The sequence below is a fragment of the Cryobacterium sp. MDB1-18-1 genome (assembly GCF_004402735.1).
In the GTDB taxonomy this organism is placed as follows: domain Bacteria; phylum Actinomycetota; class Actinomycetes; order Actinomycetales; family Microbacteriaceae; genus Cryobacterium; species Cryobacterium glucosi.
The window spans coordinates 145,054-162,150 of sequence record NZ_SOFR01000018.1 but is presented as its reverse complement, the minus strand read 5'-3'; the positions used below and the strand labels follow the sequence as shown (position 1 = coordinate 162,150).

Annotated in this window: 14 protein-coding genes; 12 read left to right on the top strand and 2 right to left on the bottom strand. The window is 67.4% G+C overall.

Annotated features, from left to right (window positions below; translation table 11 throughout):
- Window positions 1-222 precede the first annotated feature (222 nt).
- Both leuA and E3O50_RS05105 read left to right on the top strand, forming a co-directional pair.
- The gene (leuA, locus tag E3O50_RS05110) at window positions 223-1,995 is read left to right on the top strand and encodes a 2-isopropylmalate synthase (protein WP_134446044.1); all 1,773 of its coding nucleotides are present in this window, start codon (window positions 223-225) and stop codon (window positions 1,993-1,995) included.
- Between the two features lie 100 nt (window positions 1,996-2,095).
- Window positions 2,096-2,539: a DUF2127 domain-containing protein gene (locus E3O50_RS05105; protein WP_166790610.1), complete on the top strand. Its 444-nt coding sequence runs from the start codon at window positions 2,096-2,098 to the stop codon at window positions 2,537-2,539.
- A gap of 165 nt (window positions 2,540-2,704) precedes the next feature.
- Here the strand turns inward: E3O50_RS05105 and E3O50_RS05100 are convergent, their stop codons facing one another.
- Together E3O50_RS05100 and E3O50_RS05095 are read right to left on the bottom strand one after the other, a co-directional pair.
- The gene (locus E3O50_RS05100; protein WP_198413475.1) at window positions 2,705-3,439 is read right to left on the bottom strand and encodes a hypothetical protein; all 735 of its coding nucleotides are present in this window, start codon (window positions 3,437-3,439) and stop codon (window positions 2,705-2,707) included.
- A 181-nt stretch (window positions 3,440-3,620) separates the two neighbouring features.
- Entirely contained in the window at window positions 3,621-4,319 is a 699-nt protein-coding gene (locus E3O50_RS05095; RefSeq protein ID WP_134446042.1) for a TRIC cation channel family protein, read from the bottom strand.
- Between the two features lie 126 nt (window positions 4,320-4,445).
- Between E3O50_RS05095 and recO the strand changes: the two genes are divergently transcribed.
- From recO to E3O50_RS05045, 10 genes are all read left to right on the top strand, one after another.
- Complete coding sequence (gene recO, locus E3O50_RS05090; protein ID WP_134446041.1) at window positions 4,446-5,168, top strand: DNA repair protein RecO; 723 nt, start codon at window positions 4,446-4,448, stop codon at window positions 5,166-5,168.
- The gene (locus E3O50_RS05085) at window positions 5,165-5,998 is read left to right on the top strand and encodes an isoprenyl transferase (protein WP_134446040.1); all 834 of its coding nucleotides are present in this window, start codon (window positions 5,165-5,167) and stop codon (window positions 5,996-5,998) included. The genes recO and E3O50_RS05085 overlap by 4 nt, the downstream gene beginning before the upstream one ends.
- A gap of 53 nt (window positions 5,999-6,051) precedes the next feature.
- Complete coding sequence (locus tag E3O50_RS05080; protein ID WP_134446039.1) at window positions 6,052-6,735, top strand: DsbA family oxidoreductase; 684 nt, start codon at window positions 6,052-6,054, stop codon at window positions 6,733-6,735.
- A 185-nt stretch (window positions 6,736-6,920) separates the two neighbouring features.
- A complete protein-coding gene (gene dusB, locus E3O50_RS19585) occupies window positions 6,921-8,108 on the top strand; it encodes a tRNA dihydrouridine synthase DusB (protein WP_134558464.1) in 1,188 nt (395 codons plus the stop codon).
- Window positions 8,101-9,348 carry a deoxyguanosinetriphosphate triphosphohydrolase gene (locus E3O50_RS05070; RefSeq protein ID WP_241975263.1) on the top strand — a complete coding sequence of 416 codons (1,248 nt, stop codon included), beginning with the start codon at window positions 8,101-8,103 and terminating at the stop codon, window positions 9,346-9,348. The genes dusB and E3O50_RS05070 overlap by 8 nt, the downstream gene beginning before the upstream one ends.
- A 58-nt stretch (window positions 9,349-9,406) precedes the next feature.
- The gene (dnaG, locus tag E3O50_RS05065) at window positions 9,407-11,275 is read left to right on the top strand and encodes a DNA primase (RefSeq protein WP_134446036.1); all 1,869 of its coding nucleotides are present in this window, start codon (window positions 9,407-9,409) and stop codon (window positions 11,273-11,275) included.
- A gap of 156 nt (window positions 11,276-11,431) precedes the next feature.
- Window positions 11,432-13,060, top strand: a complete 1,629-nt coding sequence (locus E3O50_RS05060; RefSeq protein ID WP_134558462.1) for an ABC transporter substrate-binding protein — start codon at window positions 11,432-11,434, stop codon at window positions 13,058-13,060.
- Window positions 13,061-13,145: 85 nt separating this feature from the next.
- Window positions 13,146-14,231, top strand: a complete 1,086-nt coding sequence (locus E3O50_RS05055) for an ABC transporter permease (protein ID WP_134446034.1) — start codon at window positions 13,146-13,148, stop codon at window positions 14,229-14,231.
- A 2-nt stretch (window positions 14,232-14,233) separates the two neighbouring features.
- Window positions 14,234-15,349, top strand: a complete 1,116-nt coding sequence (locus tag E3O50_RS05050; RefSeq protein ID WP_134558461.1) for an ABC transporter permease — start codon at window positions 14,234-14,236, stop codon at window positions 15,347-15,349.
- Window positions 15,346-17,094, top strand: coding sequence for an ABC transporter ATP-binding protein (locus E3O50_RS05045; RefSeq protein ID WP_134558460.1), 1,749 nt, complete (start codon window positions 15,346-15,348; stop codon window positions 17,092-17,094). The genes E3O50_RS05050 and E3O50_RS05045 overlap by 4 nt, the downstream gene beginning before the upstream one ends.
- Window positions 17,095-17,097: the final 3 nt, after the last annotated feature.

Sequence of the window (17,097 nt, the reverse complement as noted above, 5' to 3'; positions counted from 1 at the left end):
CCGGTGGTCCTGCGACGGATGCCGCGCCCGCGACGGGAGCGCGGCATCCGTCGACCGCCGCTTCAGACTCTTCTCAGGATGCCGGCCGGAAATCGGTGTTAGCATTCCCTTGTGTTGTTCGGTCAGCTCCTCCTTCGCTGCCGCGACGAGTCCTAATCTGAGGCCTCCCTCGTCGCGGCGTTTGTTGTTGGCTATCCCAACCCCAGCGAGGAGATCACGATCATGAGAAACAACCAGTCCGCATCGACGATGCCGATCCACAAGTACCGTCCGTACCACGAGCAGTTCGCGGTCGACCTGCCCGATCGCACCTGGCCCTCGAAGCACATCGAAGTCGCACCGCGCTGGTGCGCCGTCGACCTGCGTGACGGCAACCAGGCGCTGATCGACCCGATGAGCCCTGAGCGCAAGCGCATCATGTTCGACATGCTCGTGCGCATGGGTTACAAGGAGATCGAGGTCGGCTTCCCGTCGGCCAGCCAGACCGACTTCGATTTCGTGCGCAGCCTCATCGACGAGGATGCCATCCCGGACGACGTCACGATCCAGGTGCTCACCCAGGCGAGGGAACACCTGATCCGGCGCACCTACGAATCGATCGCCGGCGCCAAGCAGGCCATCGTGCACCTCTACAACTCCACGAGCGTGCTGCAGCGCGAGGTCGTCTTCCGCGAGGACAAGCAGGGCATCATCGACATCGCCCTCTTCGGCGCACGCACCTGCCGCGCTCTCGAAGCGACCGTCCCCGGCACGACGATCTACTACGAGTACTCCCCGGAGAGCTACACCGGCACCGAACTCGAATTCGCGGTCGATGTCTGCAACCAGGTCATCGCCGTCCTCGAGCCGACCCCGGAGCGGAAGGTCATCATCAACCTGCCTGCGACCGTCGAAATGGCCAGTCCCAACGTCTACGCCGACTCGATCGAGTGGATGTCCCGGCACCTCGACCAGCGTGAGAACGTCCTGATCTCCCTGCACCCGCACAACGACCGCGGCACCGCGATCGCGGCGGCGGAGCTCGGCTACCTCGCCGGCGCAGACCGGATCGAAGGCTGCCTCTTCGGCAACGGCGAACGGACCGGCAACGTCGACCTCGTCGCCCTCGGCATCAACCTGTTCACCCAGGGCATCGACCCGCAGATCGACTTCGGCAACATCGACGAGGTCAAGCGCACCGCCGAATACTGCAACCAGCTGCCCGTTCCCGAACGCAGTCCCTGGGCAGGAGACCTCGTCTTCACCGCCTTCAGCGGGTCGCACCAGGACGCCATCAAGAAGGGCTTTGAAGCCATGGCGGCGGATGCCGCGGCGCAGGGCCGATCCGTCGACGAACTCCAGTGGGCGGTTCCCTACCTGCCGGTGGACCCGAAGGACCTCGGTCGCAGCTACGAAGCCGTGATCCGGGTCAACTCGCAGTCCGGCAAGGGCGGCGTCGCTTACCTGCTCAAGACCGACCACTCCCTCGACCTGCCCCGCAAGCTCCAGATCGAGTTTTCCGGGGTCGTCCAGTCCAAGACGGATGCCGAGGGCGGCGAGGTCACGAGCGAGCAGATCTGGGAGATCTTCAACGACGAGTACCTGCCGAGTTCCAGTGGGCAGCCCGACGACAAGTGGGGCCGGTTCGAACTGTTCTCCACGCGGACCTCGAGCGATCTGGGCGGCCGTGTCGACCTCACGGTCGACCTCCGGGACGACGACGGAGTCGAGCGCGTCGAGGGGGCCGGCAATGGTCCGATCGCCGCGTTCCTGGGAATCATGGCCGAGCGCGGCATCGCGATCACGCTCTACGACTACGTCGAACACGCCATGTCCGCCGGCGGAGACGCCCTGGCTGCGTCCTACGTCGAACTCGACGTCAACGGCCGGCGCTACTGGGGTGTCGGCATCGACGCCGATATCTCGACCGCCTCGCTGAAGGCCGTCGTCTCCGCGGTCAACCGCGGCATCCGTGCGGTGGCAGGCGACCTCGCCCTGGCGGGTGTTCCGGCCTAGGAACCGGCTCGATCAGTGGGAAGGCAGGTATCCGGTGGCCTCGACTCCCACTGAGTCCCGACGTTCTCGGACGGTCACGGATCGCCTCTATTCCGTCGGAGTGGGCATCAAGGGCATCGACGGCGTGATCGAACTCGCCGCCGGACTCGTGGTGTGGGTGTCACCCGCCTTCGTCCACGCCCTGCTCGCGGGAGTAGCGGGCGAGGCGGGGGAGGGCGACTCCTCCGCCATGCGCTTCCTGGCGCAGTACGTAGCCCGGCTGGATTCCGAGCTTGCCGCAACGGGAGCCGGCTTCCTGATCGCCTTCCTCATCACCCACGGAGCCGTGAAGGTGGCTCTCGTCTACTGCCTCCTGCGCAAATGGCACCGGGCCTATCCGTACGCGCTGGGGATCCTGATCGCCTTCCTCGGCTACCAGCTCTACGCCTTCGTCCTCCGCCCCACAGTGGGCATGGCCGTCATCACCGCGCTCGATGCCGCAATCGTCGTTCTCGTCTACCGCGAATACCGTGAACTCAATCCGCGAACCGCCCGGCAGGTCTGATTCTCAGCGCCCCTGGACGATAGCGCCCCTTGACGATACGGATCCATGGGATGTGAGTCGGGGCATGCGAATCGGGGCGATCCGCCCAACGGCGGATCGCCCCGATCGCTGTGGTTTCTTAACTGCGTTCAACTGCACATCCGAAGGGCTGGTTTCCTTCCGGATTCAGCTGTGAACACGCACCCCTGCGGGACGTGTCTCGGCCGGTCGCTCGACTACCGACGTCGCCATCTGCGCCGGCTGCGTCGAAACAAGCACACGCGTCGCATCGTCGATCACCCCGGACAGCAACTCGAACAGGCGGTCGTCGGGATTCGGGGTGCATGCCTCAGCAATACCCTGAACCGAGACCCGGATGATCGTCTCCGCCGTGCGATCGGTGAACTTGGTACGCGACCATGCCCCCATGGAGGAGATGAACTCGCGCGCCCACCGCTCGGTCTCCGGCGCCGCGTCGAACGCGGTGCGGATACGGGCCTCGAGTCCTTCGGGCAACTCGCCATCGAGCCCCTCCAGCTGGCGCTCGCAATTCAGGATCCCGACGGCAAGCGCACGCTGGTGATCCGAGCTGCTCACGGGAAGCGCCGCGGTCGCGGCCCTGACCGCGATCAGTAGCCGCACCCGGGGGTTGTCGCCCTTGAGGCCGATGACCGACGGGATCAGGGGCACCAGGCGGGCCCGGGAACTGTCCGAGGTGCAGTCGTTGACCATGCGGGCGAGGGAGGCGACCAGGGGGTGCGTGCACGCCGGATGGTCACTCCACGCTTCGCCTGCGAGGTAGGACGCGAACTCCATGAAGCAGGCACCGGAGCGCGGCGTGCGGTGTTTGCCGCGGGACAGGACCGGCATCAGGCTGGGCACCGGCATCGGATCGGGCGAGTTGCCCTTCAGCATATTCATGGATCCTCCAGACAAGTGAGTACTCCTCACTAGTGTCTCCCCGCGGGCCCACAAATGCGAGAGGGAATCCCGCCGATTTCTCCGTCCCTCCCACGCCGTCTGGGTGGGCCCAACTCCCGCACATTCCCGCCCTGCAGCTGCGGTGCCGCGGAATTCCGAGCTCCGGACCTGGTCGGGGGATTCAGTCGTGGGTGCGACGGCGGCGGAGCGTTGCGGGGCGCACGCGACGCCGCCAACGCGGCCAGCTGCCGATCGCACGCTGTTCTGGCAGGCTCCAGCCGTACCGGGCCGCGAGGATCCGCATCACCGTGGTCACGATCACGCAGGCGATCGCGGCGATGGTGATGTCCACGTGCAGTTCGAAAAGCACGACGAGGAGCGCGCTACCGAATCCGGCGGCCATGGCGTAGAACGAACCGACGTGCATGACGGCGATCGGAACGTTGAGCATCATGTCCCGGAGCGCCGAGCCGCCGACGGCCGTGATCACGCCCACGAACAGCGACGGAATCTCCGGGAGGCCGTGCGCGAGCGCCTTGCTCGTCCCGAGAGCGGCGAACAGGCCGATCGTCACAGCGTCGAGCGCGATGATGAACGGGCCGAGGCGGTTGAAGAGGCTCTGCAACAGCATGCCCAGGAGAGCGGATCCGCCTGCGATCGGCAGGTACCAGTTGCTCTGCAGGGCAGCGGGCACCCCGCCGAGCAGGATATCGCGCAGGAGTCCGCCGCCGAGGCCGACAGTGACACCGATGATCGCAATGCCGAGCAGGTCGAAGCGGCGATCGGTGAATCGCCCGGCGAACATGGCCCCCTGGATCGCGCCGATGGCGACCGCCGTCAGGTCGATCCAGAGCGGGATCGTGAACAGGATGGGAGGCACCCTCCAATGAAACCATCCGCCGCGGGGTTTCCTGACCGTCGACAGGCGCGTGGAGGCAGGAACCGCTCGACCGGCGCGTCGGCCGGGACCGGACCCACAAAGCCCGCTCGGGTGGGAGAATAGGACGTGCCTGTTTACCGTGATGAAGCCGTCGTGCTGCGCACCCACAAACTGGGTGAAGCCGACCGGATCGTCACCATGCTCACCCGCCAGCACGGCAAGGTCCGTGCCGTCGCCAAAGGCGTCCGCCGCACGGCCTCCAAATTCGGGGCCAGGCTCGAACCGTTCATGGTGGCGGATGTGCAGCTCTACGAGGGCCGCAGTCTCGACATCGTCACCCAGGCCGAGTCGATCGGCTCATACGGCGCCCTGATCTCCGGCGACTACGCCAGTTACACCGCGGCGAGCGCCATGGTCGAGACCGCAGACAAGCTCACGGAGGCCGAGGGGTCCCTGCAGCAGTACCTGCTCCTGGTCGGGGCCCTGCGCTCCCTCTCCCGGATGGAACACGGCGCGAGCCTCACCCTCGACTCCTACCTGCTGCGTGCCCTGTCGATGGCCGGCTGGGCGCCGAGCTTCCAGGGCTGCGCGCGCTGCGGCGCACTCGGCGATCACTCCGCGCTCGTCGTGCAAGTCGGCGGAATCGTCTGCGACGACTGCGCGGCCCCCGGGTCGCCCCGGCTGGACAAGGCGACCATCCTGCTCCTCGGCTCCCTGCTCGCCGGGGACTGGGACCAGGCCGAATCCATGCCAGAGCAGACCAGGAACCAGGCCAACGGAGTCGTCGCCGCATACACGCAGTGGCACCTCGGCCGGGGCCTCCGATCCTTGGAGCACGTCAGTCGATGACCCCGAAGCCCAGCTCGCTGAATCCCTTCGCCCCGAAGCCGTTCACGCACAAGGACGCCATGCCGTTCCGACCGCTCGACTGGACCGGCCAGTACCCGCCGGCGCTGCCGGCGAAGGTCGTTCCCGAGCACGTCGCGATCGTCATGGACGGCAACGGCCGCTGGGCGAACGCGCGCGGACTCCCGCGGGTCGAAGGCCACAAGGCCGGCGAGGCCGCGCTCCTCGACGTCGTCGCCGGCGCCATCCAGATCGGCGTCAAGCACCTGAGTGTCTACGCCTTCTCGACGGAGAACTGGAAACGTTCCCCTGACGAGGTCCGCTTCCTGATGGGCTTCAACAGGGACGTGCTGCACCGGCGCCGGGACCAGCTCAACGACTGGGGCGTGCGCGTGCGCTGGGCTGGCCGCAAGCCGCGCCTGTGGGCATCCGTCATCAACGAACTGCAGTACGCCGAGCGCCTCACGGCGGGCAACACCGGACTCACCCTGACGATGTGCGTCAACTACGGCGGGCGCACCGAGATCACGGATGCCGTCCGCGCGCTGGCCGAGGAGGTCGCCGCCGGCCGGTTGAAGCCTTCCGGAATCACCGAGAAGGCGATCCAGCGCCAGCTCTACACGGCAGACCTCCCGGACGTCGACCTTTTCGTGCGGAGCTCGGGGGAGCAGCGCACGAGCAACTTCCTGCTCTGGCAGAGCGCATACGCCGAGATGGTCTTCCTCGACACCCTCTGGCCTGACTTCGGCAGGGCGGAGCTGTGGCATGCCATCGAGCTCTTCGCCGCCCGCAACCGCCGCTACGGCGGGGCGGTCGACACCCCAAGCGTTTGATCCACTCACGCGGCAGGGGGAATAGATCGGGGGACCGGCGGCTTGGACCGGGTGTGAGCGAAACTATCAAGGTCGACATCTGGTCCGACGTGCAGTGCCCCTGGTGCTACATCGGAAAGCGCAAGTTCGAGGCAGGGGCCGCCCTCTTCGACGGCTCGGTCGAGGTCGAATACCACAGCTTCGAGCTGGCCCCCGATACCCCGGTCGACTTCGCCGGCAGTCCCATCGATTACCTGAGCGAGCGCAAGGGTATCCCCGTCGCCCAGGTCACCGAGATGCTCGCCCGCGTGACTGGAATCGCTGAGAGCGTCGGCCTGCACTACGACTACGACTCGGTGCACCAGACCAACACCGTCATCTCCCACGAGCTGCTGCACTACGCCAAGGCCCACGGTCGCCAGCTCGACATGAAGGAACGCCTGCTCAAGGCCTACTTCGTCGACGGAAGGCACGTCGGTCGCATCGAAGACCTCGCGGACCTCGCCGCCGAAATCGGACTCGACCGAGCGGATGTCGTCCGCGCGTTGACCGCCCACGACTATCTCGCCGACGTGAAGGCGGACGTAGCCCAGGCAAATGCCTACGGAATCCAGGGCGTCCCGTTCTTCGTGATCGACGGGAAGTACGGCATCTCCGGGGCCCAGGACCCCGAGGCCTTCGCCGGCGCACTCCGCCAGGCCCAGGCCGACCAGAACGAGGCCGCAGGAACGACCGCAGCAGCAGGGGAGGACCGTTGATGACCGATGCCAGCGCCGTCCCCGTCGCCGCGGCCCCGGCACCGCGCGTCACCCCGTTCATCCAGCTCCTCGGCCAGTCCGGCGCCGGGAGCTGCGAGGGCGATTCCTGCGGAATCTAGGCCTCGATCGGTGCGGGTCGCTCCTACGGGTCAGCAGGGCCGCCCGCATCTGGGAGAATTGAACCAATGACTCCTGAACTCACCGCTTCGCGCACGGACCCGTCGCCGGTCCCCGCGCTGCGGATCGGCCCGCTCACGCTCGACGTGCCCGTCGTCCTCGCACCGATGGCCGGCATCACCAACACCGCGTTCCGCCGGCTCTGCCGGGAATTCGGCGCCGGGCTCTATGTGAGTGAAATGATCACCTCGCGCGCGCTCGTCGAGCGCACCCCGGGCTCGATGCGCCTCATCGACCACCACGAGAGTGAGACCACCCGCTCCATCCAGCTTTACGGGGTCGACCCGAAGACCATCGGCGAAGCTGTCACGATGCTCGTCTCCGAGGACCGCGCAGACCACATCGACCTCAACTTCGGCTGCCCGGTCCCCAAGGTGACGCGCAAGGGCGGCGGAGCCGCCCTGCCCTGGAAGCTCGGCCTCTTTCGGAGCATCGTCGAGGCCGCGGTGAACGCGGCAGGCGCCGTTCCGGTCACGATCAAGATGCGCAAGGGCATCGACTCCGACCACCTCACCTACCTCGAGGCAGCGAGGGCAGCAGAAGGCGCCGGCGTTTCCGCCATAGCACTGCACGCGCGCACGGCGTCCGACTACTATTCCGGGCAGGCGGACTGGACGGCGATCGCGACCCTCAAGCAGGCCATCACGAGTGTCCCCGTGCTCGGCAACGGCGACATCTGGTCGGCCCAGGACGCGGTTCGCATGGTCGCGGAAACCGGCTGCGACGGCGTCGTCGTCGGCCGAGGCTGCCTCGGCCGGCCCTGGCTGTTCGGCGATCTCGCGGCGGCCTTCGGTCCGGCAGAGGGTGCCGGGGCCGCACTCATCCAGCCGAACCTCGGCGTCGTGGCAGACACCTTCCGTCGGCATGCCGAACTGCTCACCGAATTCTTCGACAGCGAGGAACGTGCCTGCCGCGACGTGCGCAAGCACGTGGCCTGGTACTTCAAGGGCTACTCGGTCGGCGGCGAACTGCGGGCCAGCCTTGCCTCCGTGGTCTCCCTCGCCCAGCTCGACGACCTTCTCGGCACCCTCGACCCGACCCAGGAGTACCCGGGCATCGGCGCGGAGGGTCCCCGCGGCCGGGCAGGCAGCCCCAAGAAGACCAGCCTGCCCGAGCACTGGCTCGACTCGCAGGAACTCGTCGGCTCCGAACGCGCCCGGCTCACCGAGGGCGAAGGGGACACCAGCGGTGGCTAACCGATCGGGGTACACGAGCTTCGACGAGGAACGCTACTTCCCGGAGGAACACAGCTCACGCCGCAGCGACTTCGCGCGCGACCGCGCCCGGCTGCTGCACTCGAGCGCCCTCCGCCGCCTCGCCGCAAAGACCCAGGTGCTGAGCCCGACCGCCGGACTCGATTTCGCCAGGAACCGGCTCACCCACTCCCTCGAGGTCGCGCAGATCGGACGCGAGCTCGCCCAACGCCTCGGCCTCGACCCCGACGTCGTCGACACTGCCTGCCTCGCGCACGACATCGGGCATCCTCCGTTCGGCCACAACGGCGAGAAGGCGCTCAACGCCTGGTCCCTCGACATCGGCGGGTTCGAGGGCAACGCCCAGACGCTGCGCCTGCTCACCCGGCTCGAACCGAAGGTCTTCGGCCCCGACGGCCGCAGCTACGGGCTCAACCTCACCCGCGCGAGCCTCGACGCGAGCTGCAAGTACCCGTGGCCCGCCGGCGAATCCGTGTCCGACCCGAGCGGCCGCGCCAAATTCGGGTACTACCCCGACGACCTGCCCGCTTTCGCGTGGATGCGCACCGACGCCCCCGACCGGATGCTGTGCATCGAAGCCGAGGTCATGGACCTCTCCGACGACATCGCGTACTCCGTGCACGACTTCGAGGATGCCGTCGTCAACGGCTACCTCGACCTCGCCGCCCTGAACGGCCGCGCGAGCACCGAGCTCGTCTCCTCGATGCACGCCTGGATCGGCGGCGCCGTCTCCCACGCCGACCTCGCGGCGGCATACGACCGCCTCGGCGCCCTCGACTCCTGGCTGCGCGGCTGGACGGCAGGGCGGCGTGACCAGGGTCGGCTCAAGAACCTGACGAGCCAGCTCATCGGTCGTTTCTCCGGAGCAGCCGTCTATGCCACCCGCCAGGCCTACCCGGCCGAGCGCATCGCGCGCTTCGGCGCCCACGTCGTGGTGCCGCCGAATATCGCAGCCGAGATCGCCGTGCTCAAGGGCGTCGTCGCTGCATTCGTGATGTCGAAGAACACCCGGCAGCCGATCTACCAGCAGCAGCGCCAGGTCCTGACGCTGCTCGCCGACCGGTTGCTCGCCACCGGCGACGAACACCTCGACGCCGGCTCGAAGGAAGACTTCCACGCCGCCGCGGACGATGCCGCCCGCAAGCGCGTCGTCGTCGACCAGGTCGCGAGCCTCACCGACCAGTCCGCGCTCGCGTGGTACGAACGCCTGATCCAGAACTGAGCCTGTGCAGAACCCGGCCCGTGCCGAAGTCGGGCGTGCGGCGGGATAACATTCAGCTATGGCAGGCCTGATTCGACAAAGCGACATTGAAGAGGTCAAGGCCCGAACCAATATCGCCGACATCGTCGGCGACTACGTCAGCCTCAAGTCGGCCGGCGTCGGCTCCCTGAAGGGGTTGTGCCCCTTCCACGACGAACGCAGCCCGAGCTTCCACGTCCGCCCGCAGGTCGGTTTCTACCACTGCTTCGGTTGCGGCGAGAGCGGCGACGTCTACTCCTTCCTGCAGAAGATGGACCACGTCACCTTCAGCGAGGCCGTGGAACGACTCGCTGGCCGGGTCGGCCTCGAACTGCACTACGAGGGCGGCGGGGCGGATGCGCCGGACCACACCAACCGCGCGCGGCTCTACGCGGCCAACCAGGCCGCCGCCGACTTCTTCGTCGAGCAGCTCGGCAGCGCAGGGGCCGCCGTCGGCCGAACATTCCTCGGCGAACGCGGCTTCGACGCCCACGCGGCGACCCGGTTCGGGATCGGCTTCGCCCCGAAGAGCTGGGACGAACTGACCAAACACCTCCGTGGTCGCGGCTACTCCGATGAGGAGCTGACCCTCGCCGGACTGGTGTCGAGCCGGGAGGGATCGAGCGGCGTCTACGACCGCTTCCGCGGCCGGCTGGTCTGGCCCATCCGCGACATCACCGGCCAGACGATCGGCTTCGGGGCGCGCAAGCTCCTCGACGACGACAAGGGCCCGAAATACCTGAACACCCCGGAGACCCCGATCTACCACAAGGCGCAGGTGCTCTACGGGCTCGACCTCGCGAAGCGGGACATCTCCCGCAGCCACCAGGTCGTCGTCGTCGAGGGGTACACCGACGTGATGGCGTGCCACCTGGCCGGGGTGACGACCGCCGTCGCGACCTGCGGAACCTCCTTCGGAGTCGACCACATCAAGGTCCTCCGCCGGGTCCTCGGCGACGACAGCGGTGTCGGCGAGGTCGTTTTCACCTTCGACCCGGATGCCGCAGGCCAGAAGGCCGCCGTCCGCGCGTTCAGCGAGGAGCAGCGTTTCTCCGCGCAGACCTTCGTCGCCGTCGCCCCGGAGGGCCTCGACCCGTGCGACCTGCGGCTGCACAAGGGCGATGGGGCCGTGCAACGGCTGATCGAGTCCAAGAAGCCGATGTTCGAGTTCATGATCCGGCAGTTGCTCGCCCAGTACAACCTCGAGACTGTCGAAGGGCGGGTCTCCGCACTCCGGGCGGCGGCCCCGCTCGTGAGCGATATTCGCGACCCCGCCCTCCGGCCGGGCTATACGCACGAGCTCGCCCGGATGCTCGGCATGGAGCTCGGCGAGGTCGGCCGGGCCGTCTCGGCCGCGCTCAGCCGCTCACGCACCGCGCCGGGGACATCCGCCGCCGCCCGAGGCGGTGAGACCGGCGAGCCCGCGCGCGAACGCCCGTTCTCGATGGTCGAACTGCCGACGGACCCGGTCACCCGACTGGAACGCGACGGGCTGATGGCCATGCTCCAGCGTCCTGCCCTCGTCGGTGTCGAACTGCTGCAGCGGGCGGTGCAGACGGGATTCTCCCACCAGTCCCTCGCTGTCGTGCGTGACGCGATCGCGGCGAACCTGGATACCCTCTCGGCGCCGGACTGGATCGAGCGCGTTGTCGCGGACGTACCGGTTTCCCTGCAGAACCTGGTCACCGACCTGGCGATGGCGCCGCTTCCCGAACGCACCGAACGCGAAGTCGAACGCTACGTGCGCGACGTGACCGTCGCGCTCATCGACCGGGACTTCCTCCGCCAGAAAGCCGAGCTGCTCGGCCGGCTGCAGCGTGCTGACCCCACCGACCGTGTGCCGTACACGGCGCTGCAGCGTGAACTCATGCGGGTCGAACTCGAGCGGCGCAACCTGAGGGATGAGTAACTGAGCACACCTCGCGTGTTGCAGCTAGGTAAATATTCTGGCGAGAATTCGGGCAAACTGCGTTTTTCGTGATATTCCTTTCGGTACAGCAATGCAGAGGTGCGGCTCCCTCGCATGCCGCCTCTGCCGCATTTCGAGAGAAAGAGGCTCACGCACATGGCATTTTCACCCACCAGGCGCACCAGGCTGATCGGGGGACTGGCGCTCGTCGCCGCTTCCGCGCTCGTCCTCGCCGGCTGCTCGGCAGGCGGCACCACCGCAAGCGCCGGAGGCACCCTCCTGATCGGCACGACCGACAAGGTCACGACGCTCGACCCGGCCGGCTCGTACGACAACGGCTCGTTCGCCGTGATGAACCAGGTCTTCCCGTTCCTGATGAACAGCGCATACGGCACCGCCGATGTGACGCCGGACATCGCGACCAAGGCCGAGTTCACGACCCCCACCGAGTACACGGTCACGCTCAAGCCCGACCTCGTCTTCGCGAACGGTCACAAGCTCACGTCTTCAGACGTGAAGTTCAGCTTCGACCGCCAGCTGTCGATCGCGGACGCCAACGGCCCGTCGACCCTGCTGTACAACCTCGCGAGCGTCGCGGCTCCGGACGACACCACCGTCGTCTTCACCCTGAAGGCCGCGAACGACCAGGTCTTCCCGCAGATCCTGTCGAGCCCTGCCGGCGTGATCGTCGACGAGGAGACCTTCTCGGCGACCGCGATCACGCCCGATGCCGACATCGTGAAGGCGAACGCCTTCGCAGGCCAGTACGTCATCACGAGCTACGACTTCAACAACCTCATCGGGTACAAGGCCAACAAGGATTACAAGGGCAACCTCGGCGCGGCGAAGTCGGATGTCGTCAACGTGAAGTACTACGCCGACGCGTCGAACCTCAAGCTCGATGTGCAGGAAGGCAATATCGACGTCGCCTTCCGCAGCCTGTCGTCGACGGACATCGATGACCTGCGCGGCAACGACAAGGTCAAGGTCGTCGACGGACCCGGCGGAGAGATCCGCTACATCGTCTTCAACTTCGACACCCAGCCGTTCGGCGCCAAGACGCCCGAGGCCGACCCGGCCAAGTCGCTCGCCGTGCGCCAGGCCGTCGCCGACCTCGTCGACCGTGCCGAAATCGCCAAGCAGGTCTACAAGGGCACGTACACGCCGCTCTACTCCTACGTTCCGGCCGGCATGACCGGTGCCACCGAGTCCCTCAAGGGCCTCTACGGCGACGGCAACGGAGGACCCGACAAGGCGAAGGCCAAGGCAACGCTCGAAGCCGCCGGCATCACGAGCCCTGTCGCCCTCAACCTGCAGTACAACACCGACCACTACGGCCCCGGCTCGAGCGATGAATACGCGCTCGTCAAGGACCAGCTCGACGCCTCCGGCCTCTTCACGGTCAACCTGGCTTCGACCGAGTACGTCACGTACTCCAAGGAGCGCGTGAAGGACGCATACCCCGCTTACCAGCTCGGCTGGTTCCCGGACTACTCGGACGCGGACAACTACCTGACGCCGTTCTTCGCCGATGGTAACTTCGTCGGAAACCACTACAGCGACTCTGTCGTCAACGACCTGATCAAGCAGCAGGCCGTCACGACCGACAAGGACGCCCGTACCAAGCTCATCGAGGAGATCCAGGACAAGGTCGCAGCCCAGCTGTCGACCCTGCCCCTCCTCCAGGGTGCCCAGGTCGCCGTCACCGGGACCACGGTCACCGGAACCACCGACACGCTCGACGCATCCTTCAAGTTCCGCTACGCGGCGCTGAAGAAGGGCTAAGTCCGGCCTGTTTCACCAGTTGTAACCGGGGGCATTCAGCCAGAGCGCTGGGTGCCCCCTTTCAATTCTCGATCGATAGGCAGTGATGACAACAGTGGCAGCGCGCCCGACCGCCCCCCAGGGAATCCGGCGCAAACGAACCTCCCCCGGCGGGGGCATCGGTCGTTACATCGCGGTCCGCTTCCTGCTCATCTTCCCGACGATCTTCATCCTCGTCTCCATGGTCTTCTGGCTGATGCGCGCGACCGGCGACCCGATCACGGCTGCCCTCGGTGGCCGCCTCACCGCCGACCAGCTCGCCGAACGCATCCACGCCGCCGGCTACGACCGGCCGATCCTGGTCCAGTACTTCGAGTACCTCGGCCAGATCTTCACCGGCAACTTCGGCACGACGATCAGCACGAACAAGCCCGTCGTCGACGTCCTCCTCACCTATGGCGTCGCCACGGCTGAGCTCGCGTTCTACGCGCTCCTCGTCGCATTCATCGTCGGCATCCCGCTCGGCATGGTGGCCGCGTACTTCCGCGACAAGGGCCAGGACGCCTCCCTCCGGATCTTCGCGATCCTCTGCTACGCCACCCCGGTCTTCTTCTCCGGCCTGCTTCTCAAGCTGATCTTCTCGGTCTGGCTCAAGGTCCTGCCCGTCGCGGGACGGGCGACGACCGGCTCGGAGCTGCAGATGCAGTTCCTGCCCAGCAAGACCGGGATCTACACGATCGACGCGATCATGACCGGCAACCCCGCGGTGCTCATGGATGTGCTCGCGCACGCCGTGCTCCCGGCGATCGCCCTGGGCCTCCTCACCGCCGGTGTCTTCCTCCGTCTCGTACGCACCAACGTCATCGGCACCCTCGGCACCGATTACGTGGATGCCGCCCGGTCGCGGGGGGTGAGCGAGTTCCGGCTGGTCTCCAAGCACGCGTACCGGCCGGCCCTGATCCCGATCATCACCGTGATCGGCCTGCAGATCGCCCTGCTCCTCGGCGGTGCCGTGCTGACCGAGACGACCTTCGAATGGAAGGGCCTCGGCTTCATGCTCTCCGAATTCCTCAAGGCACGTGACTTCGTCGCCGTGCAGGGCATCGTCGCCCTGCTCGCCGTGATCGTGGCGCTGTCCAACTTCATCGTGGACATCATCGCCGCGATCATCGACCCGAGGGTGAGGTACTGACCATGAGCCACACGCCAGACACCACCAGTGCCCCCGTCCGCCGCGGCGGCCTCGCCGCACTCTGGAACCGGCTCCCCGTCGTGCACCAGGTGAAGCAGAGCATGGGCCTGCAGCGGGGAATGCTCGTCACCGGCCTCGTCATCACCGGCCTGTTCGTGCTCACCGCCATCTTCGCCCCCGTGATTTCGCCGTACGGCTACAGCCAGTTGCGTGACGCGAACGGCCCCTTCGGCGCCCAGGTGGCCCCGGGCGGCGCTCACATCCTCGGGACCACCGTCGGCGGCTACGACGTGCTGTCCCGCGTCCTCTGGGGTGCCCAGACCGCCCTGTTCGTGATCGTCGTCGCGGTACTGCTCTCCATCTTCGCCGGCGTGTTCCTCGGCCTCGTCTCCGGCTACTTCGGCGGTTGGCTCGACCGCATCCTCGTCGTCGTCTGCGACGCGGTCTACGCGTTCCCATCCCTGCTGCTCGCGATCGTGATGTCGATCGTGATCTCCGGCGGCAAGTCCGACCTTGTCGGCGGAGTGGTCGCGGCGGCCATCTCCATCACCGTCGTGTTCATCCCGCAGTACTTCCGGGTGATCCGCGCGGAGACCGTCCGGATCAAGGCGGAGGCCTACGTGGAGTCCGCCAGGGTCCTCGGCGCGAGCAACGGCCGGATCATGTTCCGGCACGTGCTGCGCAACGCCACTCGCACCCTGCCGCTCATCTTCACGCTCAACTCCTCCGAGGCGATCCTCACCCTCGCCGGGCTCGGCTTCCTCGGCTTCGGCATCGAGCCGAGCGCCGCAGCAGAGTGGGGCTACGACCTGAACAAGGCCCTCTCCGACGTCACGAGCGGCATCTGGTGGACCTCGCTGTTCCCCGGTCTCGCGATCGTGCTCGTCGTGCTCGGCATCACCCTCGTCGGCGAGAGCCTCAACGACCTCGCCGACCCGCGCCTCCGCGGTCGCCGCTCGGTCGGCAAGGTTGTTTCCGTCGTCGCGGCGACGTCCGTCGTCCCCGGCGGTACGCTCACGGGCGGCCCTGGCGGCCTCGACGGCCTCGAGGGCGGCGCCGACGGCATCGACGCCGACATAGACAGCTTCACCGACGAAGGATTCGAGGACCGGTCATGACCGCGGCATCCGCCACCACCCCCGAGTCCGCCGGAGCCGTGTCCAGCACCGCGCGAAGCTCCGACGTGCTCAGCATCACCGACCTCACTGTGACCTTCGCGACCGACGCCGGCGCCGTGCACGCCGTCGCCGGCGTCAGCCTCCGGGTCGCGCCCGGCGAGGTGCTCGCGATCGTCGGCGAAAGCGGAAGCGGCAAGACCGTGACGGCCAAGACGATCCTCGGCCTGCTTCCGGAGACCGCGACGTCATCGGGAGCCGTGTTCCTCAGCAGCAAGGACGGCTCGAGCACGAACAACGTGATCTCCGTCGGCAAGCAGAAACTCCGCCAGCTCCGCGGCACCGACGTCTCGATGGTGTTCCAGGAACCGTCCACCGCGCTCAACCCCGTCTACACCGTCGGCTGGCAGATCATGGAGGGCATCCGCGCCCACGGCCAGTTCAGCCGCGCCGAGGCGAAGAAGAAGGCCGTCGAGATCCTCGGCAGGGTCGGCATCCCCGACCCTGAGATCCGGGTCAACTACTTCCCGCACCAGTTCTCCGGCGGACAGAAGCAGCGCGTCGTCATCGCGATGGCCCTCGTGCTCGACCCCGGACTCATCGTCGCGGACGAGCCGACCACGGCGCTCGACGTCACCGTGCAGGCCGAGATCCTCGACCTGCTGCGTCGTTGCCGCGACGACTTCGGCACAGCGATCGTCCTCATCACCCACAACATGGGCGTCGTCGCCGACCTCGCGGACCGGGTCGCGGTGATGTACCAGGGCAAGGTGGTCGAAGAAGCGGATGCGCGCACCCTGTTCGCCTCCCCGCAGAACGACTACACGAAGAAGCTGCTCGCCGCCGTTCCGCACCTCGGCCAGGGCGTCGTGCACGCCGCCGACCGCGCGGCGGCACGGGCGCCCGGCTGGACCGCCGAGACGCCCGTCGTCGTCGCGAAGGACCTGCGCATCGAGTATCCGGGAAGGATGGGCCGCGGCGGCTTCACCGCCGTCGACGGCGTGAGCTTCAGCATCCGCCCTGGCGAGGTCCTCGGCCTCGTCGGCGAGAGCGGAAGCGGCAAGACCACCATCGGCCGCGCCATCGCCGGCCTCACCCGGGTGACGGACGGTTCCCTGACCGTGCACGGCCACCAGATGAACGGGTTCAAGGAACGCGCCTTCAAGAAGTTCCGCAGCGACATCGGCTTCGTCTTCCAGGACCCGGCATCGAGCTTCAACCCGCTGCTGACCATCGCCGACTGCGTCGCGGAGCCGCTCATCGTGCACGGCAGGGCGAAGAACCCTGCTGAGGCACGGGCCAGGGTCGACGAACTGCTCGAGGCCGTCCAGCTCCCGCGCAGTTACGGTGACCGGTACCCGCACGAGCTGAGCGGCGGCCAGCGCCAGCGCGCGAGCCTCGCGAGGGCGCTCGCGCTCGAGCCCAGCCTGCTGATCGCCGACGAGCCCACCTCGGCGCTCGACGTCTCGGTGCAGGCCCGGGTCCTCGAGCTCTTCGCAGAGCTCCAGCGGGAATTCGGTTTCGCGGCACTCTTCATCAGCCATGACCTCGCCGTCGTGGATATCCTCGCCGACCGCATTGCGGTGCTCTACCACGGCAAGCTCGTCGAGGAGGGCACAAGCGCAGAGGTGCTCGGCGCCCCGAAAGATCCGTACACGCAGCGCCTGCTCGCCTCGCTGCCCGTTCCGGACCCGGTGGAACAGGCCGGACGCCGTGAGAAGCTGCGGGAGCTGCGTACGGCAGGATAGGAA

What these genes read in the sequence shown, in the direction of transcription:
- E3O50_RS05085 (WP_134446040.1), top strand. Translation starts at nt 5,165, where the DNA reads ATGACCCCGAAGCCCAGCTCGCTGAATCCCTTCGCCCCGAAGCCGTTC.
- E3O50_RS05045 (WP_134558460.1), top strand. Translation starts at nt 15,346, where the DNA reads ATGACCGCGGCATCCGCCACCACCCCCGAGTCCGCCGGAGCCGTGTCC.
- E3O50_RS05060 (WP_134558462.1), top strand. Translation starts at nt 11,432, where the DNA reads ATGGCATTTTCACCCACCAGGCGCACCAGGCTGATCGGGGGACTGGCG.
- E3O50_RS05050 (WP_134558461.1), top strand. Translation starts at nt 14,234, where the DNA reads ATGAGCCACACGCCAGACACCACCAGTGCCCCCGTCCGCCGCGGCGGC.
- dusB (WP_134558464.1), top strand. Translation starts at nt 6,921, where the DNA reads ATGACTCCTGAACTCACCGCTTCGCGCACGGACCCGTCGCCGGTCCCC.
- dnaG (WP_134446036.1), top strand. Translation starts at nt 9,407, where the DNA reads ATGGCAGGCCTGATTCGACAAAGCGACATTGAAGAGGTCAAGGCCCGA.
- leuA (WP_134446044.1), top strand. Translation starts at nt 223, where the DNA reads ATGAGAAACAACCAGTCCGCATCGACGATGCCGATCCACAAGTACCGT.
- E3O50_RS05100 (WP_198413475.1), bottom strand. Translation starts at nt 3,439, where the DNA reads ATGAATATGCTGAAGGGCAACTCGCCCGATCCGATGCCGGTGCCCAGC.
- E3O50_RS05055 (WP_134446034.1), top strand. Translation starts at nt 13,146, where the DNA reads ATGACAACAGTGGCAGCGCGCCCGACCGCCCCCCAGGGAATCCGGCGC.